Below are 24,572 nucleotides of genomic sequence, written 5' to 3' on the forward strand. Positions count from 1 at the left end.
CACAATATGTTTAATAAAAAAACCCTTTTGATTACCGGCGGTACCGGCTCTTTTGGGAACGCGGTTTTAAGGCGATTCCTGGATTCGGAGCTTGAAGAAATTCGTATCCTGAGTCGGGACGAGAAGAAGCAGGATGATATGCGAAAGCGCTATCACAGCGCCAAGCTGAAATTTTACATTGGTGATGTTAGGGATTTTCAGTCGTTACTGAATGCCGTCCGGGGGGTAGATTACATTTACCATGCGGCAGCTTTGAAGCAAGTTCCTTCCTGTGAGTTTCATCCCCTTGAGGCGGTAAAGACAAACATTCTGGGCACGGAGAATGTCCTTGAAGCGGCGATTTCTTGTGCTGTAAAGCGGGTGGTATGCCTTAGCACGGATAAGGCTGTTTATCCAATTAATGCGATGGGGATTTCTAAAGCGATGATGGAGAAGGTCATCGTTGCCAAGTCGCGAAACAGTGAATCAACCGTAATTTGTACAACGCGATACGGCAATGTGATGGCATCCCGTGGATCTGTGATTCCGCTTTTCGTGGATCAGATTCGAGCGGGGAACCCTATTACCATTACCGACCCGAATATGACGCGCTTCATGATGACCCTTGATGACGCAGTCGATCTGGTACTATATGCCTTCAACAACGGCAAGCCCGGTGATATTTTTGTGCAAAAAGCCCCTGCCGCCACCATAGAAACCTTGGCGAAGGCATTGACAGAGCTAATGGGGGTTCCAAACCATGAAATTCGGATCATCGGGACACGCCATGGCGAAAAATTGTACGAAGCGCTGCTCAGTCGCGAGGAAATGGTTGCTGCCGGAGATTTGGGAGGGTATTACCGTGTTCCTCCTGACTTGCGGGATTTAAACTATGGCAAGTTTGTTGAGCAAGGTGAAATAAAGATTTCCGAGGCGCTAGATTACAACTCGCACAATACGATACGGCTGGATGTCGAAGGAATGAAGGCGTTGCTGATGAAGCTTTCCTTTATGCAAGCCATAACGCGCGGCGAGCATGTCCAACCGGAAGAGTGAGATGCGGGTATTAGTCACCGGTTGTCGCGGATTTATTGGGAAAAACCTGGTTGCCCAGCTTGGTGAACAGGCGGACACAGAAGTTCTGCAATTCGCCCGAGGCGATACTTTGGATACGCTGTCGGCGTTGGTTGCACGGGCGGACACAGTCGTGCATCTGGCTGGCCAAAATCGGCCTGGGGACGTGGCCGATTTTGTGCTGGTTAACGTCGACTTGACCAAAGTGCTCTGCGACAACATACGAGCCACCGGTCGAAAGATTCCATTCATTTTGGCGTCGTCGACACAAGCCGAACTGGACAACCCCTATGGGCAAAGCAAGCGAGCCGCCGAGCAAATTGTCGAGCAACTTGCCAGCGAGACAGGCAACCCTGTTGTAATCTATCGTTTGCCGGGAGTCTTCGGCAAGTGGTGCAAGCCAAACTACAATTCGGTGGTTGCTACCTTTTGCCACAACATTGCGAATGATTTACCGATTCAAATTAATGCCCCCGCATCAACAGTGCGGTTGGTCTATGTAGATGATGTGGTGAACGAGTTTCGGATTTCGTTGGCAAACATGGCTGACGGAATCAAGTGGGGAAAGGTCGAACCGGAGTACGAGATTACGCTTGGTAATTTGGCTGCTCAAATACACGCTTTCAAGAACAGCCGAGCGAGCCTAATCTCTGAACGGGTAGGGACAGGCTTAACCCGTGCGCTTTATTCCACTTTTGTCAGCTACCTGCCGACTGCCAAGTTTGCCTACGATTTGCCAACGCACGGCGATGACCGTGGCGTGTTCGTGGAAATGCTTAAAACACCTGATTGTGGTCAGTTTTCATTCTTCACGGCGCATCCTGGCGTAACCCGTGGTGGCCACTACCACCACACCAAGACTGAGAAGTTTTTGGTCGTCAAAGGCTCTGCCCGTTTTGGGTTTCGCCATATCGGAACGAATGAGACTTACGAATTGATTGCTTCGGGCGACAAGCCTCAGGTGGTTGAAAGCGTGCCTGGCTGGACGCACGACATCACCAATGTTGGTGAGGACGAAATAGTGGTGCTGCTTTGGGCCAACGAAATTTTCGATCATGAGCGCCCCGACACGATTGTCTGCAAGGTTTGATATGAAAAAACTTAAAGTCATGACCGTGGTTGGCACCCGACCGGAAATCATTCGTCTTTCACGTGTGTTAGCGCGGTTGGATGAGCATTGTGAGCATGTGCTTGTTCACACAGGTCAGAACTATGACTACGAGCTGAACCAGATTTTTTTTGATGATCTGGGCATTCGCAAACCCGACCATTTTCTGAATGCAGCAGGCACCAACAGTGCTGAGACCATCGGCAAGGTAATTATTGCAGTAGACAGCGTTCTGGCAGAGGAAAAGCCGGATGCGATGCTGGTGCTGGGTGATACCAATAGTTGTATGGCCGTATTGCCCGCTAAACGTCGGAAGATTCCAATCTTTCACATGGAGGCCGGGAACCGCTGTTTTGACATGCGGGTGCCTGAGGAGATCAACCGTCGCATCGTTGACCATACGTCAGACATAAATTTGCCCTACAGCACGATTGCCCGGGACTACCTTCTGCGCGAGGGTCTGTCGCCCGACATGATCATCAAGACGGGCAGCCCGATGAATGAGGTGCTGACATATTACCGTGCCGGTATCAATGCCTCGGATATCTTGGAGCGTTTGGGGTTGGCCGAAGGGCAGTTTTTTGTCGTGAGCGCACATCGAGAAGAGAATATCGATTCCGAGAAGAATTTTGGCAAGTTGGTCAGTGTGCTGAACGGAATCGCCGAAGCCTACGACTTGCCTGTTATCGTTTCGACTCACCCTCGCACGCAAAAGCGAATAGATGCGGTCGAGGTCAAGTTCAATGACCATGTGCGATTGTTGAAACCGCTGGGTTTTAAGGACTACAACAAACTGCAATTCACTGCAAAGGCGACGTTGTCCGACAGTGGCACCATTAATGAGGAGTCTTCCATTCTCAATTTCCCGGCACTTAATCTGCGCGAGGCGCATGAGCGTCCAGAAGGGATGGAAGAAGCGGCCGTGATGATGGTAGGCTTGGAGGTGGATCGAGTAATGCAAGCGCTGAGAATTCTGGAAACTCAACCACGAGATACGAAGCGAGGGTTACGCCAAGTGGTCGATTATTCAATGCCAAATGTTTCTGATAAGGTGGTTCGTCTGCTCCACAGTTATACCGATTATGTGAACCGGGTGGTTTGGAGGAAGTTTTGAATCCTCGGCATTTTCAAGACTCCCGATTAGAGAGATAGAGCTAATCTGAAATGCAACAGATTTTTCTTTTGTCCGAGTACGTTAGTCGTAACGATAATTCCACGGGATATTATTGGAACGACATCATACGAATGTTGGCTAGAAACTTTGGCTCTCTATCTGTAATTTGTCCAAAACAAGACAATGAAAATTGTTTCGAGGCCCTTGGGCAAGTCAAATTCTACTTTGTCAGAAATGAAAAATTTTCTAATAGAAAGCTTTTGCTTAGAATATTTGGCCAACTGTTAAAGGCTATACGATTTTGTCTATATCTCCTTAGGTATGCCAATAAAGGCGATGTGGTTATTAGTGGAACGAATCCGGCCTTATTTGTTCTCCTCATGCCAATCCTAAGGAAAGTTACGCCTTTTAGTTGGCTGCTTGTAGTTCATGATGTCTTCCCTGAAAACTTGATCCCTGCAAAAATATTATCGAAAAACAACATTTCGTATCTTCTTCTGAAGAAGTATTCAGATTGGGCATACGGATCTGCAAATACAATTGTTGTCATCGGTCGGGACATGGCGGGTTTGATCAATGAAAAGATAGGCTCTTCAAGCCGAATCAAACTTATCCAAAACTGGGTTCGCCCCAGTGATATCGCGGTGCTTCCAAAAGAGAAAGCGTTGATCATTCGAGATCTAAGTTGGCAGAAACAAATCGTCTTTCAGTTCTTTGGCAATATGGGCCGAGTGCAGGGTATTGAGAATATTCTTTCCGCTATTGAACGCGTTAAGCACCCGAAAGCATCGTTTCTTTTCATTGGCAATGGCGTGATGACTCCAGTCATAAAGAGCTTTATCAAAAATAATCCTAGACTGTCAGTTGCATATTCCGAATCGCCCCCAATTGAGGATCGGGAAAGGGGGCTTGCAGCATGCGACGTGGCAATTGTGACGCTTGCGCGCGGAATGTTTGGTCTTGGGGTTCCTAGTAAGGCGTATTTTTCTCTCGCAGCAGACAGGCCATTGCTTGTTGTTTCTGATTTTGGCTCAGAAATAGGCAAGGTTGTTGAGGAAGACAAAGTTGGTTGGTGGTGTAAACCAGACGACCCGAGTGCGTTGTCTTCAATGATTGACCATATTTGTTCTCTTGATTTGACAACATATAGGGGTCGCCCTCGAAGAGCCCTTGTTGAGAAATACTCTGATGACATTGCTCTTGAAAAATATAATCGTGCTGTTTCTGAGTTACTTTGCGGCTGAGATGAACGAATTTTGCCATGATTCACATTAATTGAAACAATGCGCATACTTGTAACCGGGAGTAACGGCTTTGTCGCAACAGAGTTAATTAATACCCTGATCGAAAAAATGGGGTACGATGTTGTCGGAGCGGTTCGCCGTCCTGTTGTATCAGGTGTGCTGGGCAAGTTGGCAGTTGTTGGTGAAATTAATTCATTAACAGATTGGAAGCCGTATTTATCCGATGTCGAAGTAGTAATTCATACCGCCGCTCGAACTCACATCATTAATGAAACTGCGGCCAACCCACTTGAAGCTTTTCGGCGTACTAATGTAAGCGGGACATTGAATCTAGCCTATCAAGCAGCAACTGCGGGGGTTCGGCGTTTTATTTTTCTTAGCTCCATTGGCGTTAATGGAAAATCCACGCGTTTTGGTCAAAAAATTACTACTGACGATTTGCCTGTTCCGCATGATCCATACAGCCTCAGCAAGTATGAAGCAGAGCAAGGTTTGCGGCAGTTGGCGGTTGAAACCGGTTTGGAGGTGGTGGTTATTAGGCCGCCCCTGGTTTATGGGGCTCACGCGCCGGGTAATTTTGGGCGACTCTTACAAGTCTTATCGAAACGCCTTCCGTTGCCATTGGGAGCAATACACAACAAACGCAGCTTAGTGGCGCTGGATAATCTCGTGGATTTGATCATTACTTGCCTCGATCACCTTGCCGCAGCTAATCAGACTTTTCTGGTCTCCGATGGTGAAGATCTTTCCACCACGGAACTGTTACGTCGCATGGGGTTGGCTCTGGGGCGACCAGCACGCTTGATACCGGTGCCCTCGGCATTGCTGGAAGCTGGGGCTGCGTTGTTGGGCAGGCACGATATGGCTCAGCGGCTGTGCGGATCCTTGCAGGTGGATATTTCCAAGACGCGGATGTTGCTCGGGTGGAATCCACCCATCAGTGTGGATGAGGGCTTGCGCAGGACTGCGAGGAAATTTTTACATGGTTTGTGATCCACCATTATTGATAAGAGAGTTGAGAAGAAATTAACAGGGTGATCACGAAAGGTTGATCCACAGGAAAGCCGGATTAAGCTCAGATATTTATGGTCGGCATCGCAGACATGGAGATGGTGGTGGGCTTTGCTGGCGCCGGAAGTCACAGCCGGATTAACAGGAATTTATGGAAAACCAATGAAATACCAATTCCGTAAACTGAATTTTTGGATCGTGCTCGGGGTGGACCTGCTGTTGCTGGTTGCAGCGCATTTGCTGGCCTATATAATTCGCTTCGATGGTGCTGTTCCCCAAGAGCAATGGGCCAATATCTCTACCGTCCTCGGTTTTCTCCTTCCCGCCAAGCTGGTGTTGTTTCATCTGTTCGGCTTGTATCGGGGGATGTGGAGGTACACCTCCCTTGCCGACCTTTTGAACATTCTCAAGGCGTGCGTAACGGCGGGATTTATTACCTTGGGCGGTATCCTCTTGTTCAACCGTTTTGAGGGGTTTTCCAGGTCGGTCTTTGTGCTTGATGCTCTGTTGACCTTCCTTTTCATCGCCGGGTTTCGGATCAGTCTCCGACTTTCTTGCCAGAGTTTTTTTTGTCTGCCTTTTTTGCGGGAAGACGTCAGTAAGCGCCAGCGTCGCAAGCGGCTGCTCATCATCGGGGCAGGCGACGCAGCCGAGAAGGTTACTCGGGAAATCAACGACAACAAAGGGTTGCCTTACATGGTGGCCGGATTTTTGGATGACCATTCCGCCAAGATCGGCCAACAGATTCACGGGATTCCGGTTCTTGGACCCATTGCGGATCTTTCGGAGTATGTATTTAAAGTCAAGGCCCAGGAAGTGCTCATCGCCATTCCTTCGGCCAGCCGTGACCAGATGCAGAGGATTGTCGATCTGTGTAGGGGGTGTGAAATTCCGTTCAAGACTCTGCCCGGCTTGGGGGAGTTGATCAGCGACAAGGTCTCCATTAAAACCATCCGCGATGTCTCGTATAAGGATCTCCTGGGGCGGCCGCCGGTGCGGCTTGAGCTGGAGCAGATCGGCGATGTTTTGGGGGGAAAGACGGTTCTGGTTACCGGGGCTGGAGGCTCCATTGGTTCGGAACTCTGTCGCCAGATTGTCCGCTTCCATCCCTCCACCCTTGTTCTCATGGACGCCAGCGAACAGAATCTGTACCAGATCGAGATGGAGTTGCTCCACGAATACGGCTTCAAAAATTATGTGGCCGTTCTCGGTAAGGTGCAGGACAAGGCCTTGCTGGAGTCGTTGTTCCCGCATTATCGGCCGACTGTGGTTTTTCATGCTGCGGCCTACAAGCATGTCCCCATGGTTGAGCGCAATCCCTGGGAAGGAGTGTACAATAATATCTTTGCCTCCAAGCGGTTGATGGAGGTTTCGGTGCGGTCCGGGGTGGAACGCTTTATCGTGATCTCCACCGACAAGGCGGTGCGGCCCACCAACGTCATGGGCGCCACCAAGCGGATGACTGAGATTCTCATGCAGGGTTTTTGCGAAAAGGCCCGATTGGCTGGGGCAGGAACCCGGTTTATGGCGGTGCGTTTTGGTAACGTCCTCGGCTCCTCTGGTTCGGTCATCCCCCTGTTCCGGCGGCAAATCGAGCTTGGTGGGCCGGTTACCGTCACCCATCCGGATATGACCCGCTACTTCATGTCCATCGAGGAGGCGGGTCAGCTTATTCTTCAAGCCGCCACCATGGGCGAGGGCGGGGAGATTTTTATTCTGGAGATGGGGACGCCGGTGCGGATCGGCCAGATGGCCCGCGATTTGATCAAGCTCTGCGGCAAGGAGCCGGATACGGAAATCGAGATCAGGGTCACCGGACTCCGGCCCGGCGAAAAGATGTACGAAGAGTTGATCACCGAGGGCGAGGGGATCGTGCCCACCGGCCATGAAAAGATCATGGTGTTGCGCGGGAACGGCGCTTGTCTGGAGGACTTGCAGGAATCGCTGGAAAATCTTAAGCAATTCGCTTCAACCCATGATGCCGAGGGGATCAAGGCCGAGCTTGGCAGGGTGATTCCTGAGTATGCATTCCAGGCCAGTGAATCCGTCCTGCCCAGGGGATGAGCGTTGCTTTTGGCTGGACATCGCTTGGGAATCATTGATAAAATTATTGAGTGAGACGGTCATCTCTTCCCCTTGGCCATTTTGTTCTTTGCAAGAGGGAGCAGGTGTTGTAAAGTGGTGCCCCATTGGCCAGCGTGCCTATTTGCTCTGAAAAACGCTGGAGAGGTGACCGAGTGGCTTAAGGTGCACGCCTGGAACGCGTGTGTGCGGCAACGTACCGTGGGTTCGAATCCCACCTTCTCCACCAGATATTTTACGGTTTGATAGCCGGGTCCTGCGCAACAGAGACTTGCGAACCCCGCCAGGTCCGGAAGGAAGCAACGGTAGTGAGTAACTCTGTGTGCCGCAGGGGTGCCTGGCTATCATTTTTTTGTAAGCGGTTGCAGGGCACCACATCTTGCAGCGATCGGTCCGTCTCACGTACCTGGTGTACGCTTCGCCGTCCCGCTTGCTGCAATCTGCGGCACCCTGCAACCACTTCCTTTGTTTCCTCATTTGCAGCTCTATCTTCTGTTTTCCCCGTTTACCGGGGCTGATCTCCGAGGGCTGAGAATGTCCTACCTTGTTCTCGCCAGAAAATGGCGTCCCCAGAATTTCGATGCGGTTGTCGGTCAGCAGGCCGTGGTGCGCACCTTGCGCAATGCGCTTACCCGGAACCGGGTGGCCCATGCCATGCTCTTTTCCGGGGTGCGCGGGGTCGGGAAAACCACTCTGGCGCGGCTTATGGCCAAGGCGCTCAACTGTCGGCAGGGCGAGCCGGATGTGCCCTGCGATCAGTGCGAGTCCTGTCTGGAGATCATGGCCGGCAACGCCATGGATCTGCATGAGATCGACGGCGCCTCCAACCGCGGTATCCAGGAGATCCGCGAACTCAAGGAAAACATCCGCTTTTTCCCTGCCAAGGGGCGCTACAAGATCATCATCATCGATGAAGTGCACATGCTCACCACCGAGGCTTTCAATGCTCTGTTGAAAACCCTGGAAGAGCCGCCCGCCCATGTCTATTTCATGTTCGCCACCACCGAGCTGCACAAGATCCCGATCACCATCCTTTCCCGTTGCCAGCGCTATGAGCTCAAGCGGGTGCCTTTTGTCGAGCTGGTTGCTTTTTTTGCCAGGATCGCCGCAGCGGAAAAAGTCGCGATTTCCCAGCGCGGTCTGGAGATGATCGGGCGGGAGGCGGACGGCAGTGTGCGGGACGGCTTAAGTCTTCTTGATCAGCTTTTTTCTTTTGGCGGGGCGGAGATCAGCGATGGGGATGTGGCCGAGGTTCTGGGGCTGGTCGACCGCCGGATTTATGAAAATCTGGCGCGCGCTCTCCTGGCCGGAGACCTGGCCGGGTGCCTTGAAATATTTGAGCAGGGCCAAGCCGCGGGCATGGATCTTAAGCGTTTTGCCAGCGATCTGTTGGGATTCTTCCGATCCTTGCTGATTGCCAAGGTCAAGGCCAGTCCCGAGGAGCTGCTGGATATTTCCGATCAGGAACTGGCAGCCATCAAGGATATTGCCGCAGGCGCCAGCCAGGAAACGCTCTATCAGTATTTTTCTTTGCTGCTGAAGGGGAGCGAAGAGATGCAGTACTCTTCCCGGCCGCGCCTTGCCTTGGAAATGGCGTTTGTCCGGGCCACCCAGGCTGGGCAGATCGTGCCGGCGGCTACTCTGCTGGGTCGTCTTGACGGGCTGCTGGCCGGAGTAGCACCTTTGGCGCAGGGGGGCGGAAAGGCTGGATTTCCGGCGGTTTCCACCGCCGAGCCTGAGCCAAATGCGCCCAGGGCGATACCCCGGGCTCCGCTTGCCGCCCCCTCTTCCGGATCGCTTCCGGCACAAAAAAAAAATGAAATAACCAGTGCGCCAGCGCCTCTTTCGGAACATGCCCGTGCATTGCCTCCTGTCGCGATGGCTTCCCCTTCCGGGCGGGAGGTGAAACGGGATTGGGAGGCGTTTATTGAGTATGTCAAGGCGCGGAAGCGCTGGATGGCGCCGGTGCTGCAACTCTGTGCCATGGCCCGTGACGAGGGGAGCGAGCTGGTTTTAAAATTTGATGATCCTTCCGATTGCAAGCTGTTGCAGGAGCATGACAATCTGAAGCTTTTGCAATCCTTTGCCTTGGATTTTTTTCAGCATGATTTCCGGGTTGTTTTCAGGGGCCGCGGTGCACAGGCAATTGAGGAGGGCGGTGGTAACGAGGCTGAGGATCTTCTTGTCGAGCGGCGGGTTTTGGCCAATGATCCCATGGTGCAGATGACGGCCGAGATTTTTGGCGGCCAGGTCGGCAGTATTCGGACCGGAACAAAGTAAAAGGTTCAAGGACAGGGGGGAGCCGGCAGATGCTTCCTGTGTCCTTGCGGTATATGGGAATGTCAATGTCGGAGATATGCGGATGGATATGAAACAGATGGTGAAGCAGGCGCAGCAGTTTCAGCAGCGGTTGACGGAGATGCAGGGGGAATTGGCCGGGAAACAGGTCAGCGCCTCGGTGGGCGGGGGGATGGTGAGCGCCACGGTGAACGGCAGGCACGAGCTCGTCAGTCTGACCATTGACAAGGAAGTGGTAGACCCTTCGGACCCGCAGATGCTTCAGGATCTTGTGGTCTCGGCGGTGAATGAGGCCATGCGCAAGGCCCAGACCATGATCGAGGCCGAAATGGCCAAGATCACCGGCGGCATCAAGATACCGGGGATGTTTTAAGGGATAGGCGCAAGGCTCAAGGTTAAAGGTGCAAGGTGAAGAAATGAAGCCTGAGAAATTGTGTTTGTCCGTTCCTTTCACCTTTCACCTTTCACCTTGGGTCTTTTGTATATGAACGTCGTACCTCCGGCCCTGAGCCGCCTTATTGCCGACCTGAACCGGTTGCCTGGAATCGGCACGAAAACTGCGACCCGGCTCGCTCTCCATATCCTGCGGCGGCCGGCCAGCGAGGCTCAGAGCCTGGCCAGGGATTTGGGGGAGCTGCACCGGAGCATCAGATTGTGCAGCGGCTGTTTCGCTTTTGCGGAAACCGATCCCTGCGGCATCTGTAAGGATTCCGAGCGTGATGGCGGGTTGGTCTGCGTGGTGGAGGAATCCGCGGATCTCATGGCCATCGAGAAGACCGGGGCCTTCAAGGGCAAGTACCATATCCTCCATGGGGTTCTTTCTCCAATGGATGGAATCGGGCCTGAGGAAATCAAGGCGGATGCCTTGCTGGAACGCATCCGCAACCAGCAGGTGCGGGAGGTGTTGATCGCCACCAGCTCCACCGTGCCCGGGGAGGCGACGGCCGCCTATCTCATCAAGCGGTTGCAGGAGGAGGCTGCGGTCAAAGTGACCAGGCTGGCCTGCGGGATTCCCATGGGCATGGACATCAAATATGCCGATGAGCTCACGCTCAGCCGGGCCATTGAATCCCGGAAGGATACCTGTTCCTGACCCTGGAAGCTCTCCTTGGGCGGCACAATTTGCTCGCTTTTTTGGCTGGGTGACGACGAAAAGAAGAAGCCGTTATCGCTGTGAACGGCGGGGGTATTCCGTAACGGCTCCTGAACTATTTGTCCTTGACACTCGGATGAAATGTTGGTAATTGGTTGCCGGTTGGAAGTTTTGTCTCAAAAGAAGAATGGGCTGTCGCCATGGGCGGCGTGCTCCTTGTTTTTTTCAGGCGCGTAGCTCAGTTGGTTAGAGCGCTTGCCCGACACGCAAGAGGTCGGCGGTTCGAATCCGCCCGCGCCTACCAGAAGAACATCCACTATATCGTGACGTCGCAAGGCCTGGCAGGGGGATTTTTTTGCCAGACCTTATTGTGCAGGCAGATTGACCAGGTCAATGTGCTTGTTTTTGTTTGTGCATTTGCGGAAAGGCTGATCCAACAACCATGACGGAAATATCCCTCACCCTTCCTTCCGGGGAGCAGAAAACGATCCCCGCGGGGACCACGGTGGCCGAGGCCCTGAAAGAGCTGGTTTCCAACAAGGAACGCAAGCAGACCATTGCCGCCCGGTTGGATGACAGGCTGGTGGATCTTTCCATGCCCATCACTGCCGCTGCCGCCTTTGCGCCCATAACCATTGACAGCCCCGAGGCCTTGGAAATTCTCCGGCACAGCGCGGCCCATGTCATGGCCGAGGCTGTCCTTGCCCTGTTCGGCAAGGAGGTGCAGGTTGCCATCGGGCCTGCCATCGCCGATGGATTTTACTATGATTTCGACCGGGCGGAGCCGTTCACCCCGGACGATCTCGCCCGCATTGAAGAAAAAATGCAGGAGCTTGTCGCTCTCGCCGCGCCTTTTTCTCGGGAAACCATGTCTTCCGCCCAGGCGATTGCGCTTTTTGAAAAGAGCGGGCAGCGCTACAAGGTTGAATTGCTGAAAGACCTTGGCGCCGAGACGGTCTCGCTGTACCGGCAGGGAGATTTTGTTGATCTCTGCCGTGGTCCGCATCTGCCGCATGCCGGCTGGCTCAAGGCCGTAAAAGTGATCAAGCTGGCCGGCGCCTATTGGCGTGGCGATGAAAAAAATCAGATGCTCCAACGCATTTACGGCACGGCGTTTTTCGACCCCAAGGATCTGAAGGCCTATCTTCTCCAGATTGAAGAGGCGAAAAAGCGCGATCATCGGAAGCTCGGCAAGGAACTGGAATTGTTTGCCGTCTCCGATCAGGTCGGACCGGGTCTGATTCTGTGGCAGCCCAAGGGGGCATTGCTCCGGAAGATCATCGAGGATCACTGGCGCGAAGAACATTACAAAAACGGCTACGAGTTGCTGTTTACTCCGCACATTGCCCGGCGCGATATGTGGAAAACCAGCGGCCATCTCGATTTTTATGGGGAGAACATGTTTTCCCCCATGGAGATCGAGGAGGTGAGCTACCAGCTCAAGCCGATGAATTGCCCGTTTCATATCGGCATCTATAATACGCGCAAGCGCAGCTACCGGGAATTTCCCCTGCGCTGGTGCGAGCTGGGCACCGTGTACCGTTTCGAAAAAACCGGCGCTTTGCATGGATTGATGCGGGTGCGCGGTTTCACCCAGGACGATGCCCATATTTTCTGCCGTCCCGATCACCTGGAAGAGGAGATTTTTAATATCCTTGACCTGAACCTGCACATCCTCAAGACCTTCGGGTTTGAAAGCTATGAGGTGTATCTCTCCACCAGGCCGGAAAAGTCCGTGGGCAGCGACGAGCACTGGGATCAGGCCACCGCCGCCCTGAAGCTGGCCCTGGAGAAAAAGGGTTTGGCGTATGCGATCGACCCTGGCGAAGGGGTGTTTTACGGTCCGAAAATCGATATCAAGATCAAGGATGTTTTGGGGCGGAGCTGGCAATGCTCCACCATCCAGGTGGATTTCAACCTGCCCGAACGTTTTGAGATGACCTATACCGGGGAAGACGGCAAGGAGCATCAGCCGATCATGATCCACCGGGCGCTCATGGGCTCGTTGGAGCGCTTCATCGGGGTGCTTATCGAGCATTATGCCGGCGCCTTTCCGGTGTGGCTTGCCCCGGCGCAGGCCAGGATCATGAATATCACCGACGCGCAGGGCGATTACGCGGAAGAGGTTTATGCCGAATTGCGCCGGGGCGGAGTGCGGGTTGAAAAGGATCTCCGCAACGAAAAGCTTAATTACAAGATTCGCGAAGCCCAGATGCAGAAGATTCCCTACATGCTGATCATCGGCGACAAGGAAGTGGAAGCGCGTCAGGTCACGGTGCGGTTGCGCAACGGCGACAATCTGCCGGCCATGTCGATCCCTGAGTTTGCGGCCTTGATTGCCGGGGAAAATGAGGCAGGTCGAACTGGTGCTTGCAATAGCTAGGTGATTCAGAGTATTATGATATATTTCAGCGTGCGGATGCGTTGCGTCATGTGCGGTGTTTTAAGAATCATGTGTGCGGAGGTATGAGTATCAAAGGCAAAAAAGTTGGCGACCGACCAGAGCGGGAAGTGCGGGCCAGAATCAACCACGAGATTGATTGCAAGGAAGTTCGTCTCATTGATGAGGAAGGGCAGCAGGTAGGGGTTGTGCCTGTTCGCGAAGCGCTGGCAAAGGCCGAAGCGGCAGGGCTTGATCTTGTGGAGCTGTCGGCTGCGGCCGATCCTCCGGTCTGCCGGATCATGGATTTTGGCAAATTCCGTTACGAGCAGTCCAAGAAGCAACAGGAAGCCAAGAAGAAACAGACGGTTATCGAGGTCAAGGAGATCAAGCTGAGGCCCAAGACCGAGAAGCATGATCTTGAATTCAAGATCAAGAATATCAAGAAGTTTCTGCAGCAGAAGAACAAGGTGAAGATCACCCTGCGTTTCCGCGGCCGCGAGATCGTTTATGCCGACACCCTCGGCATGGAGGTCTTGAACAAGGTGGTCGAGGAATTGAAGGAAGATGCGGTTATCCTGCAGTCCCCCAAGATGGAAGGGCGGCAGATGGCCATGTTTGTAGGGCCGAAATAACGTAACCGTCCCGCAGCACCGCATCTGTGTTGTTATCAGCCTGCACATGTGCGCTAGCACACGTCGCAGGCTTCTGCCTAGCAGCTACGGTACTGCTGAACGGTTACAATTGTGATGTTTAAGCCTGATTTTGGGTTTTAGATGAGTCTGGGTAGTTACAAAGGGAGAACACCATGCCGAAGATGAAAACAAACAGAGGGGCTGCCAAGCGGTTCAAATGCACTGGCACCGGTAAGATTGTACGCCGCAAGGCTTTTACCAGCCACATCCTCACCAAGAAGAGCACCAAGCGGAAAAGAAATCTGCGCCAAGCCGGGATTGTTGACGACACCAATCTCAAGGGGATCAAGCGTCTGTTGCCCTACATGTGAAAACCGGCAGGATTGATAGTCCGCCTCAAGACGATTACCAGTGTAAATACTGCCGGCGCCAAGAAAGCGTCGGAGAATGTCAATAAGGAGAAGTACGATGCCTCGCGTAACACGTGGATTTAAAGCGCGCCGGAGAAGAAAAAAGGTTTTGAATTTGGCCAGTGGCTTTATCGGCGGGCGGAACCGTCTGTACCGGACGGCAACGGAAGCCGTAGACCGGGCGCTGGTCTATGCCTACCGCGATCGCCGTCAGAAAAAGCGCGATTTCCGGAAATTGTGGATTGTGCGTATCGGTGCGGCTTGCCATGAAAACGGCACGACCTACAGCCGGATGATGGGCAGCTTGAAGAAAGTGAATGTTGAGTTGGACCGCAAGGTTCTCGCCAATCTGGCAGTTCTTGATCCGGGGGCTTTTTCCCAGGTTGCCAAGCTGGCTGGCGTTAGCAACTGATTGTTGCCGTGCCCTCCGCCATGCCCAGCATGCACGAAGAACTCCTTCGCCTGAAAGCCGCTGCCGGTGAAGAGCTCGCCGCAATCTCCACGATCGGCGAGCTCGAACCGTTTAGGGTGAAATACCTGGGCCGGAAGGGGGAGTTTACCCTTGTTATGCGCCAATTGGGGCAGGCTCCTCCCGAGGAGCGCCCAAGGCTCGGGCAACTGGCAAACGAGATCAAGCAGGAGCTGGAAACTGCATATGTTTCGCGGGAAGCTCTTCTTGCCGATGCTGGCGCCGCTTCAGCCCAAACCACCCTTGATCTGACTCTGCCCGGCCGGGCGCTGCCTTTTGGCAAGCTGCATCCGGTGACCCAGGTCATGGACGCGGTGTGCTCTATTTTCGAGGGGTTGGGCTTTGCGGTGGCCGAAGGGCCGGATGTCGAGGTTGATTTTTATAATTTCGAGGCCTTGAACATCCCGCCGCATCATCCCGCCCGGGCCATGCACGACACCTTCTATATCAGCGACAGCCTGCTGCTCAGAACCCATACCTCGCCCATGCAGGCCAGAATCATGGAGAAGGAGCAGCCGCCCCTGCGGATGATCGCGCCGGGCAAGGTGTACCGCTGTGATTCGGATATCACCCATACCCCCATGTTTCATCAGGTGGAAGGGTTTCTCGTTGACCGCCATATCTCCTTCGCCGACCTCAAGGGCGTGCTTTCGGTGTTCATCACCAGGATGTTCGCGGAAAACACCCCCATCCGTTTTCGTCCCAGCTTTTTCCCCTTTACCGAGCCCAGCGCCGAGGTTGATATCGGTTGCGTGATCTGTGGCGGCAAGGGGTGCCGGGTGTGCAAGCAGACAGGTTGGCTCGAAATTCTGGGCGCCGGCATGATTGATCCGGAGGTTTTTAAAAAGGTTGGCTACGATCCGGAAGAGTACAGCGGCTTTGCCTTTGGCCTTGGCATCGAACGGATTGCCATGTTGAAGTACGGCATCACCGATATCCGGCTGTTCTACGAAAACGACCTGCGTTTTCTTTCCCAGTTTTAGGAGCCGTTACAGAGTAATTATTGCCGTTGCCGCTCATGCTGCTACGGTTCTTTACGCCGTTAACACTGCTGCCGTTTTTTTGCAACGGCTTAAGCCTTTTTTCGGGCGACGACCATAAGACACTATCCATGAAGTTTACGCTCAACTGGTTGCGCGAATATATTGACACCGACCTGGAGCCGGCACGGATTGCCGACCACCTCACCATGCTTGGCCTTGAGGTGGACGCCTGCGTGCCGTGTTATCCGGAGCTGAACGGGGTTGTGGTCGCAAGGATCGAGGCGGTTTTTCCCCATCCCAACGCGGACAAGCTGGTGCTCTGTGACGTGAATGCGGGACAGGGGCTTACCCGGGTGGTGTGTGGCGCTCCCAACGCGCGCGCCGGGCTGGTTACACCTCTTGCCTTGCCCGGTGCGGTTTTGCCAGGGGGGTTTACCATCAAACCGGCCAAGATTCGCGGGGAGGAATCCTGCGGTATGCTCTGTTCTGCCAAGGAGCTTGGGATTGCGGAGGATCAGACCGGGATCATGGAATTGGCCGCGGATCTTCAGCCGGGAGTGGCGTTGAGCCAGGCCTTGGGCCTGGTTGACACCATGATTGAGGTCGATCTCACCCCCAACAGGCCCGATTGCGCCAGTGTCCTGGGAATTGCCCGGGAGGTGGGCGGGGTGATCGGCAAGCGGATCAAGCCGCCGGTCGATACACCCCCCGCACTGTCCGACGAGAATCTGCCCTTCAGCGTGGAGGTGGAAGCCGTTGCCGATTGTCCGCGGTATGCCGCCCGGCTCGTCAGGAAGGTAAAGATCGGGCCTTCGCCCTGGTGGCTGCGGCAGCGATTGCTGGCCGTGGGTATGCGCCCGATCAACAATATCGTCGATATCACCAACTTTGTCATGCTGGAGTATGGGCAGCCCCTGCACGCTTTTGATTTTAACAAGCTTGCCGGGGGCAAGATCGTGGTCCGGCGGGCGAGGGTTGGCGAGAGTTTTGTTACCCTGGATGGAAACGAGCACCAGCTTGAACCCGAGATGCTGATGATCTGCGATGCCAAGCGGCCGGTGGCCCTGGCCGGGATCATGGGCGGGGCCAATTCCGAGGTTGATGCGGAGACCACGGATATTCTGCTGGAAAGCGCCTGCTTTTCCGCCATTGGCATCCGCCGCACCGCCGGAAAGCTCAAGATGAGCACCGAGGCCTCCTATCGTTTCGAGCGGGGCGTTGATCCGCAGGGTGTCCCCCGCGCTATGGAGCGGGCTGTGCAACTTATCGCCGCCCTGAGCGGCGGGGAAATTGTCGAAGGCGGCGTGGATTGCCGGGACGGGGTCATCGCCCCGGCGCCCATCATCTTGCGTGGGAAGCGGACGCGTGCCCTGCTGGGCATGGATCTCACCCTGGACCGGATCGGTGCTGCCCTTGCCGGTATTGAAATTGACGTGGAAAAACTCGATGACGACACCCTGCGGGTGACGCCCCCGAGTTTTCGGGTTGATCTTGAGCGGGAGGTTGACCTCATTGAAGAGGTGGCCCGGATTGTGGGCTACAACCTGTTGCCGACCACCCTGCCCATGGTGCCCATGAATTTTTCCGAGCAGGACCCTCTCCGGGAACTGCGGAAAAAGGTGGTGCAGACCTTGACCGCCCTCGGGTTTTACGAAGCCATCAACTACAGCTTCGTGGCTCCGCAGCATTGTGACCTCCTGGGGTTGGCCGCGGACGACGCGAGAAGGCAGTCCGTGCATCTCTTGAATCCTCTGGCGGAAGATCAGAGTGTGTTGCGGACCACGCTGTTGCCCGGGCTTCTTGAAAATCTGCGGCGCAATGTAAACCACCAGAGCCACGATGTCCGGCTCTTTGAAATTGGCAAGGTTTTTCACCCCCTCGAAAGCGGTCAGCCCCAAGAGCCTTTCCGTCTGGCCGCGGTTGTTTCCGGACGGCGCAATCCTGGCGCGCCAGTGCTCCACGCCGGGGAAACCCCTGTGGATATCCTTGATGTCAAAGGGGTTGTGACGCAGATTCTCGAAAGTCTGCGTTTGGGTGGAACAATCACCTGCGAGGCAGGTGTTGCCAGCCAGGAGCTCCCCTTTGCCGAACCGGGCAGTGTCTTGGCTGTCAGGGGCGGGGAGCAGATCCTCGGCTGGTGCGGAGCTTTCAGCCAGAAAACCCTGAAGGGTTTTGGCGTCAAGCAACAGGCCTTTTTTGTTGATCTTGATCTTGCCGCGTTTGGCGGTTTTTCACCACAGGCAAAGACCTTTGCGCCGTTGCCCAAATTTCCTTTTGTGAAATGGGACATGGCTCTCATTGTGCCGGAGGGGGCTGCCGCGGGGGAAATGCTGGCCGCCATTCATGGCTGCGGCGATAAGCTCATCGAAAGAGCTGAGATCTTTGATGTGTTTCAGGGGAAAAATATTGAGGCCGGCAAAAAGAGCGTTGCTATTTCCATCACGTATCGCGCAGTTGACCGGACCCTGGACGACGAAACAGTTGGCAAGATTCACCAAAAAATTATCGAGATGATGATTTCCCGTTTTAACGGGCAGTTACGTGAGGCATAATAGATGAAACGATCCAACCTTACCAGAAAAGAACTGGCGCAAACCATCAACGAGAAGATGGGGTTTTCACAGCGGAGCGCCGGTGAGATGGTTGATGCTGTTTTTGATGCGCTCAAGAAAACCCTGCTGCAGGGCGAGGCAATCAAGATTGTGCAGTTCGGCACCTTCACCGTGCGGAAGAAATCCTCGCGGGTGGGGCGTAATCCCCGGACCGGTGAAACCATGGAGATCTCCAAGCGGCACATGGTATCCTTCAGGCCCAGCAAAGTGGTTCGGGAGAATCTGAACAAGGAATAAAGGAACAGAGTGACCAAACCATCTTGCGGGACTTTTGATGATGGTCAAAGTGGAGCCCAGGTTCTTCCAGGGATTCCTGACAAGCGTTATTTTAAGATTGGTGAGGTGTGTGCGATAACCGGGGTGAAGCAGCATGTGCTTCGCTACTGGGAGTCGGAATTCAGGATTCTCCAGCCGCAGCGGGCCCAGTCCAAGCAGCGGCTCTATCGTCGGGTGGATGTTGAAACGGTCCTGGCGATCAAAAGGCTTCTTAAGGATGAGGGCTTTACCATTACCGGCGCAAAAAAAGCCCTGGCGCGGGATGGAAACGGGCAGGAAAGCGACAGCGGTGCCCGCGAAGTGGTGCAGGAGTTGCCGGTGAAACCGGCGGATATTTTCATGCAGGTCAAGGCGGAGTTGTTGGCCTTGCAGAAAATTCTTGAGGAATAAGGTCGGTGGGGTGAGTCCAGCTTGACAGGTGCTTCCGGTCGTGCTAAATAGGGGGCCAACCTGTTCGATGGTTTACATATTTTGTCGGGATGTAGCGCAGTCTGGTAGCGCACTTGAATGGGGTTCAAGGGGCCGGAGGTTCGAATCCTCTCATCCCGACCAGCAATAGTACAGAGGTTAGCCGTTTTCGGCTAACCTCTTTTTTTTGCCCAAGTCGAAATTGCCCCGCACTCACACTTCCTGCTGTTCCTTTGCCCCAGCCTTGAACATAAACGCGCACCAGAGCAGCGGCGCATAAGCGATCAGCAGTCCGGCCAGGCCTGGAAGCGCTCCCTTGGCCACCAGGAGCGCCAGGGGCAACAACCAGAGAAGATTAATCAACCCCACCGCGATGGAGACATGCCGGTGCGCGGAAAAACGACGGGCGGCATACTGGTAGGCGTGACTGCGATGGGCTTCATAAACGGGCTCTCTCCGGATTGCCCTCCGCACTAAAGTTGTGGTGGCGTCGACAATGAAAACCCCGAGGAGGATGAGCCAGCACCAGAACAGTTCCGGCTCACTCTGGCCCGCCTGAATCGAGAGAAGACCCAAGATCAGGCCCAGGAAACCGCTGCCGGCATCTCCCATGAAGATCTTGGCCTTTGGGAAATTCCAGTAGAGAAATCCGGCCACCGCGGACAGCAGCAATACCGGCGCGAGCCAGTTCTGCCCGTCAGGGGAGGAGAGCACAGAGGCAACGCCTCCGCCCAGACAGACCGTGATCGCCTCAATGCCGGCGATACCATCAATGCCGTCCATGAAATTGTACAGGTTGAGCAACCAGACAAGATAGAGCGCGGCGAGCAGATAGCCGACCCAGCCGAGATACACCAGGTGCCCGAAAACAGGAAGAGGGGGCAGCGTTCCCAACCAGAAAAGGCCCCAGGCCGCTCCAAGAAAATGGGCGCTTAACCGCCATCTTGCCGCGATATGGCGACGATCATCCAAAAAGCCCACCCCGGCAACCAACCCTCCGGCGCCGGCCAGAGCCACCAATGCATGGGTCGGCAGAAAACCGGTCAACCACAGGCAGAACAGCCCGGGGAGAAAGGTGAAGACAATGGCCAGCCCCCCTGCCCGCGGCGTCGGAATCGTGTGCGAGCTCCTGCTGTTGGGAACATCAAAAAGATTGCTCGATGCGGCGTAGCGCCGGAGAACTCCGGTCAGCAACAGGGAACCCCCGGCGACAAGAGGGAAAAATATCCAAGGATTCATTGGGATAGTCATGGTTTCATTGCACGCACTGCGCCTTCGGGTCGAACAGGCGGATGGCTGAACCGGCATCCATGGCCTGGGACATGATGTCCAGGTAGTCGTCCCGGAAAGCGGTTTGGGTAACAGGGGTGTCGTGGGCCGTGAAATTGCAGGCATGTTCCCGGCAGTATTTCCCCCTGGTCGCGTAGTTGAGGATTATGCGGGGGATGTCGTAATGGTGGATGGTATTCTGGCGCACCGGCCGGCCGTTTTCGATGATGTAGATCCGGTTGAGAAAGGTGGCGCCCACCTTTCCGTCAAGATAGTTGAGATCCTGGTAGGTTTGGCCTCCCGAGAGGCTTGGCAGGTGGTCGCTCACCAGGATGATCAGCGACTTCGGGTCTGCCGCGATCAATCCTTTTACATAGGCGGCGATGGCTTCGGTGCGGTAATAGTACTGGTTGGCTGCTTTTTCCAGGCCTTCGTCCTGGAATTTTCCAAGCATTGTGATGGTTCTGGGCCGTTTGTTCAGGTTGAGATCGTGGGGGGTGTGGCCGTACATGCCGATAACGTAGTTGAAGATGGGGAGCGTCGGATTCTCCCTGATCCGTTTGGCGATGAATTCCAGGTTTTGGGAGAGAAGCACCCCGTCGAACATGTAATTCTCGTCCGTAACGTCGCCGGCGGCAAAATAGGTGTCGTAGCCCGCGGAGAATTCCTGGGGGTAGTACATTTTTTCAAAGCCGATTCCGGTGTAGGCTTTGGTGGAGTTGAAAAAATCGGGCTTGTAGGAGTTGGTGGCGTGGGTCTCGTAGCCGCCCAGGGAGAGGATGCGGGGGAGGCAGGGAGCCTTGGCCCCGGTGAACACATCAAACTCGATGCCGGAAAATTCCCGCAGGGCCGGAGCTCCGCAGAGAACCTCGAACTCGGCCTGCGCCGTGCCTCCGGCAAAGACCGGGGAGATGGAAAGTCCCCCCTTTTTTGCCAGGAGCTTGCTGAAGTCGGGATGAGCCGGGTTGCGTGAAAAACGGGCATCCTTTAAAAGCCCAGGGTCCAGAAAGCTCTCAAGGACGATCAGGTGAATATTTCTTTTTTCCGGCTGTTCTGTGAGTCCATTGATCACTTTGTCGAAATTAATCAGGGCAGCGGGGGTTATCTGATGTCCGGCAATCTTTTTGTGGTAGCTTTTCCGCTTGGCCTCATTATAGAGCATCATGCTCAGGCGCCCATTGTTGCGGGCGCTGAACATGTCGGAATAGATGACGATCTCCTGCTGTGTGTTCTGGAAAGCGGTCATGAAAAAATCCGGGGTCGTCTCCACCATCAGCAGCAAGGCCATAAGAGGCAGAGAGGCCACGACCGGGGCAAGCCGTCGGGGCGGGATTTCAAGGAAGGCGAGAAAGGCCAGGAGGGGAAGCCCGATCAGCACCCCGATCAACACGAGGCCCAGGGAGGGGAGAATCTGCAACATCTCCGGCAGCTCGGTGATTTCGGTGATCCGCAGCATCCGGCCAAACATGCGGTAATAGACGTCGAACACGCCATAGAGCAGAACGAGCGGCGCCGCGGCCACCAGTGGTTGCAGGCGTGATTTGCGGAGAAGTTGATTGAACAAGAAATAGAGATAGAGGAGCAGGGGGATTTCCAGGCGCCACGCAGGCAGCAAGGCTGGCAGACCGCCGGTTTGCTGAAGAATCTCCGTGCAGCCGAGAAAAAAGAGCAGGAACAGGGTGTATCGGTTTACCACGGTTTTCAGCCAGGGGAGATAGGGGGGCACGGTTGGGATCATATGGTCGTTTGTGTGGGAGAAAAAAATCTCGCTGCCGGTGAGCCCGGCATGTTCCGGGTAAAAACCGCTTCCGCCCCTTTAACAGCAAGGCAAAAAACTATACCATACTGTCCGTCCGACCCGCACATATTCTTTTCTTGTGGGAAGCCTCCGCACTCCCCCTTTCCCTGTAAAGTTCTGATTGCCGGTTGGCCGCAGGACTGCTAATCTTTGTGGGAGCGACAGCAACCGGGATTTTTCAGGATGAGGCGGCCATGCGCATACTCGTAGTCGAAGACGATTCTAAAATTGCCTCGTTCATCAGCGTGGGGCTTCGGCAGGCTGGTTTTTTGGTTGATGTTGTGGACAATGGCGAGGATGGTCTTGTTCGGGCTCTAGACGGCGTCCATGATCTTGCCATCCTCGATATCATGCTGCCAAGGCTTGACGGCCTTGCCCTGCTCGATCAACTCCGCCGTCGGCAGGTCAATACCCCGGTGATCATTCTGAGCGCCAAACGTTCGGTCGAGGATCGGGTCAAGGGGCTGCAGGCCGGCGGGGATGATTATCTCACCAAACCGTTTTCCTTTTCCGAGTTGCTGGCCAGGGTGCAGGCCCTGCTCCGCCGGGCAGGCGCCGCGCCGGAAACCACGGTTCTGCGGGTGGGGGATCTCTCCCTCGACAAGCTGAAGCGGGAGGTTCACAGAGGGGATCGCAAGATCGATCTCCAGCCCAGGGAGTTTTCCCTTCTCGAATATCTCATGCGCAATCCGGGGAGGGTCATTTCCAAAACCATGATTCTGGAGCATGTCTGGGATTATAATTTTGATCCCCAGACCAATGTGGTGGATGTGCTCATCTGCCGGTTGCGCAATAAAGTCGATCGGGATTTCGGACGCAAGCTGATTCAGACGATTCGTGGGGTCGGCTATGCCCTTGGCAACAATTAAGCAACTGGCGAAAACCACGGGGTTCCGGCTGGCCCTGTGGTATTCCCTCATCTTTATCTCAAGCTCGCTCCTGCTTTTTGCCCTGCTCTATTTTCCCCTGCGCGCCGCGATCCTGGAAAAAGACCGGAACATCATCCTGGGCAGGCTCAATGAATACACCCTGCAGGAGCAACAGCGCGGGCTGCAGGCCATGCTTGCCGAGATTCGTCTTGAGGATGCCGCGAACAGTCAGGCGGGTTTTTTTGTGCGGGTGGCCGACCCCACCGATCAGTCGCTTATTGTTACCCTGCCGCCGGACTGGCGCCAGTTGACCGGCGGTTTTTCTCCGCTATTCCGTAGCGGGGGCGGGGGGGATGGCGATGATTGGGTCGCCCTTCCCGCGAAGGGCAGGGGTGATGTCCTTGAGATTGTCAGCAGGAGGCTTAAGAGCGGATATCTGCTCCAGATCGGTCGAGGGTCCGGGGAGCGGCAAAAAATCCTGGATTATTTCGGGGAGGTTTTTGCCGGAATCATGCTGCCGATGATCATCTTTGGTTTTGTCGGCGGTTTTTTTCTGGCCTTCCGTTCCCTGCGACCGGTGCGCGACCTCATTCAGGTCGTGCGCAGCATCGACATCGGCAAGATGGACGCCAGGGTGCCATCGCGGCAGACCGGTGATGAGCTGGACGAGCTGGTTCACCTCTTCAATACCATGCTGGAAAAGATCGAGCAGCTGATTACCGGCATGCGGGCGGCTCTGGACAATGTGGCCCATGATTTGCGGACCCCGGTGACCCGTATGCGGGCCGGGATCGAAACCGCGTTGCAGTTTGGTAATAATACCGAGGTGTTGCGTGAAGCATTGCTGGACTGCGCCGAAGAGTCGGAGCGGATCATCACCATGCTCAACACCCTGATGGATATCTCCGAAGCGGAGACCGGGGTGATGAAGCTGCATCGGCAACCCGTTGAGGTTGTTTCCCTCCTTGCCGAGGTGGCCGATTTGTACCAATATGTGGCGGAGGAAAAGGGGGTGGAGGTTTCTGTCTCCGGCCCGTCCGATCTTACGGCGATGGCGGATGTCGACCGGATGCGGCAGGTTGTCGGCAATCTGCTGGACAACAGCCTGAAGCATACCCCTCCTGGTGGCCGCATAGAACTGACCTGTAATCGCCAGGCTGAAGATGCGGTGGTCCTGGTGCGGGATACCGGGACAGGCATCCCGCCGCACGATCTGCCCCTGATTTTTGACCGGCTGTATCGGGGGGATCACAGCCGCAGTCAGCGCGGCCTGGGTCTCGGCCTGAGCCTTGTCAAAGCCGTCATCCATGCGCATGCCGGAACCATCGAGGTGGAAAGCGCGCCCGGACAGGGTGCGACCTTCATCCTGCGGCTGCCCGCCGACGCTCCCCTGCTGTCCTGATCTCCTGCATCTCCGGTTATAATTTCTCAAAAAAGACCCAACCTTTCACGTTTGTAAT

The 24,572-nt window shown here is 54.8% G+C and carries 21 protein-coding genes, 3 tRNA genes and 1 other RNA gene; 23 read left to right on the forward strand and 2 right to left on the reverse strand.

The window, feature by feature from the left end:
- Positions 1-6 precede the first annotated feature (6 nt).
- The 21 genes from MWR57_RS03785 (at position 7) to MWR57_RS03885 (ending at position 19,320) form a co-directional block, all read left to right on the forward strand.
- Positions 7-1,035, forward strand: coding sequence for a polysaccharide biosynthesis protein (locus tag MWR57_RS03785; RefSeq protein ID WP_423123455.1), 1,029 nt, complete (start codon positions 7-9; stop codon positions 1,033-1,035).
- A gap of 1 nt (position 1,036) precedes the next feature.
- A complete protein-coding gene (gene wbjC / locus MWR57_RS03790; RefSeq protein WP_423123456.1) occupies positions 1,037-2,143 on the forward strand; it encodes a UDP-2-acetamido-2,6-beta-L-arabino-hexul-4-ose reductase in 1,107 nt (368 codons plus the stop codon).
- Between the two features lies 1 nt (position 2,144).
- Positions 2,145-3,275, forward strand: coding sequence for a non-hydrolyzing UDP-N-acetylglucosamine 2-epimerase (wecB, locus tag MWR57_RS03795; protein ID WP_479723941.1), 1,131 nt, complete (start codon positions 2,145-2,147; stop codon positions 3,273-3,275).
- A 131-nt stretch (positions 3,276-3,406) separates the two neighbouring features.
- Positions 3,407-4,519, forward strand: coding sequence for a glycosyltransferase family 4 protein (locus tag MWR57_RS03800; RefSeq protein ID WP_423123458.1), 1,113 nt, complete (start codon positions 3,407-3,409; stop codon positions 4,517-4,519).
- A gap of 39 nt (positions 4,520-4,558) precedes the next feature.
- Positions 4,559-5,512 (forward strand): UDP-glucose 4-epimerase family protein, encoded by a 954-nt coding sequence (locus MWR57_RS03805; protein ID WP_423123459.1) that lies wholly within the window; start codon positions 4,559-4,561, stop codon positions 5,510-5,512.
- 180 nt (positions 5,513-5,692) lie between these two features.
- On the forward strand, positions 5,693-7,594 hold the full coding sequence (locus tag MWR57_RS03810; RefSeq protein ID WP_423123460.1) for a polysaccharide biosynthesis protein: 1,902 nt from the start codon (positions 5,693-5,695) through the stop codon (positions 7,592-7,594).
- A gap of 159 nt (positions 7,595-7,753) precedes the next feature.
- Positions 7,754-7,841, forward strand: a tRNA-Ser gene (locus MWR57_RS03815).
- Positions 7,842-7,859: 18 nt separating this feature from the next.
- Positions 7,860-7,958: signal recognition particle sRNA small type (ffs, locus tag MWR57_RS03820), an RNA gene on the forward strand.
- A 188-nt stretch (positions 7,959-8,146) separates the two neighbouring features.
- Entirely contained in the window at positions 8,147-9,892 is a 1,746-nt protein-coding gene (gene dnaX / locus MWR57_RS03825; RefSeq protein ID WP_423123461.1) for a DNA polymerase III subunit gamma/tau, read from the forward strand.
- Between the two features lie 82 nt (positions 9,893-9,974).
- Complete coding sequence (locus tag MWR57_RS03830; RefSeq protein ID WP_423123462.1) at positions 9,975-10,283, forward strand: YbaB/EbfC family nucleoid-associated protein; 309 nt, start codon at positions 9,975-9,977, stop codon at positions 10,281-10,283.
- 111 nt (positions 10,284-10,394) lie between these two features.
- On the forward strand, positions 10,395-11,003 hold the full coding sequence (gene recR / locus MWR57_RS03835; RefSeq protein ID WP_423123463.1) for a recombination mediator RecR: 609 nt from the start codon (positions 10,395-10,397) through the stop codon (positions 11,001-11,003).
- 227 nt (positions 11,004-11,230) lie between these two features.
- Positions 11,231-11,307 (forward strand) — tRNA-Val (locus MWR57_RS03840).
- A 138-nt stretch (positions 11,308-11,445) separates the two neighbouring features.
- Entirely contained in the window at positions 11,446-13,386 is a 1,941-nt protein-coding gene (gene thrS, locus MWR57_RS03845; protein WP_423123464.1) for a threonine--tRNA ligase, read from the forward strand.
- An 83-nt stretch (positions 13,387-13,469) separates the two neighbouring features.
- Complete coding sequence (gene infC / locus MWR57_RS03850; protein ID WP_423123465.1) at positions 13,470-14,018, forward strand: translation initiation factor IF-3; 549 nt, start codon at positions 13,470-13,472, stop codon at positions 14,016-14,018.
- A 173-nt stretch (positions 14,019-14,191) separates the two neighbouring features.
- The gene (rpmI, locus tag MWR57_RS03855; protein WP_423123466.1) at positions 14,192-14,389 is read left to right on the forward strand and encodes a 50S ribosomal protein L35; all 198 of its coding nucleotides are present in this window, start codon (positions 14,192-14,194) and stop codon (positions 14,387-14,389) included.
- 97 nt (positions 14,390-14,486) lie between these two features.
- The gene (gene rplT, locus MWR57_RS03860) at positions 14,487-14,840 is read left to right on the forward strand and encodes a 50S ribosomal protein L20 (RefSeq protein WP_423123467.1); all 354 of its coding nucleotides are present in this window, start codon (positions 14,487-14,489) and stop codon (positions 14,838-14,840) included.
- Between the two features lie 29 nt (positions 14,841-14,869).
- Complete coding sequence (pheS, locus tag MWR57_RS03865) at positions 14,870-15,880, forward strand: phenylalanine--tRNA ligase subunit alpha (protein WP_423123619.1); 1,011 nt, start codon at positions 14,870-14,872, stop codon at positions 15,878-15,880.
- Positions 15,881-16,008: 128 nt separating this feature from the next.
- Positions 16,009-18,432 carry a phenylalanine--tRNA ligase subunit beta gene (gene pheT, locus MWR57_RS03870; protein ID WP_423123468.1) on the forward strand — a complete coding sequence of 808 codons (2,424 nt, stop codon included), beginning with the start codon at positions 16,009-16,011 and terminating at the stop codon, positions 18,430-18,432.
- A gap of 3 nt (positions 18,433-18,435) precedes the next feature.
- Positions 18,436-18,729: an integration host factor subunit alpha gene (locus MWR57_RS03875; protein WP_423123469.1), complete on the forward strand. Its 294-nt coding sequence runs from the start codon at positions 18,436-18,438 to the stop codon at positions 18,727-18,729.
- A 72-nt stretch (positions 18,730-18,801) separates the two neighbouring features.
- Positions 18,802-19,158, forward strand: coding sequence for a MerR family transcriptional regulator (locus tag MWR57_RS03880; protein ID WP_479723942.1), 357 nt, complete (start codon positions 18,802-18,804; stop codon positions 19,156-19,158).
- An 85-nt stretch (positions 19,159-19,243) separates the two neighbouring features.
- A tRNA-Pro gene (locus tag MWR57_RS03885) sits at positions 19,244-19,320 on the forward strand.
- Positions 19,321-19,389: 69 nt separating this feature from the next.
- Here the strand turns inward: MWR57_RS03885 and MWR57_RS03890 are convergent.
- A complete protein-coding gene (locus MWR57_RS03890) occupies positions 19,390-20,415 on the reverse strand; it encodes an MraY family glycosyltransferase (RefSeq protein WP_423123471.1) in 1,026 nt (341 codons plus the stop codon).
- A 16-nt stretch (positions 20,416-20,431) separates the two neighbouring features.
- Positions 20,432-22,183 carry an LTA synthase family protein gene (locus tag MWR57_RS03895; protein WP_423123472.1) on the reverse strand — a complete coding sequence of 584 codons (1,752 nt, stop codon included), beginning with the start codon at positions 22,181-22,183 and terminating at the stop codon, positions 20,432-20,434.
- Between the two features lie 254 nt (positions 22,184-22,437).
- Between MWR57_RS03895 and MWR57_RS03900 the strand changes: the two genes are divergently transcribed.
- Positions 22,438-23,112, forward strand: coding sequence for a winged helix-turn-helix domain-containing protein (locus MWR57_RS03900; protein ID WP_423123473.1), 675 nt, complete (start codon positions 22,438-22,440; stop codon positions 23,110-23,112).
- Positions 23,099-24,514, forward strand: a complete 1,416-nt coding sequence (locus tag MWR57_RS03905; protein ID WP_423123474.1) for a sensor histidine kinase — start codon at positions 23,099-23,101, stop codon at positions 24,512-24,514. Before MWR57_RS03900 ends, MWR57_RS03905 begins: the two co-directional genes overlap by 14 nt.
- Positions 24,515-24,572 lie beyond the last annotated feature (58 nt).

Origin of the sequence: Hydrosulfovibrio ferrireducens, assembly GCF_046883345.1 — a bacterium.
GTDB lineage: Bacteria > Desulfobacterota > Desulfobulbia > Desulfobulbales > Desulfurivibrionaceae > Thiovibrio > Thiovibrio ferrireducens.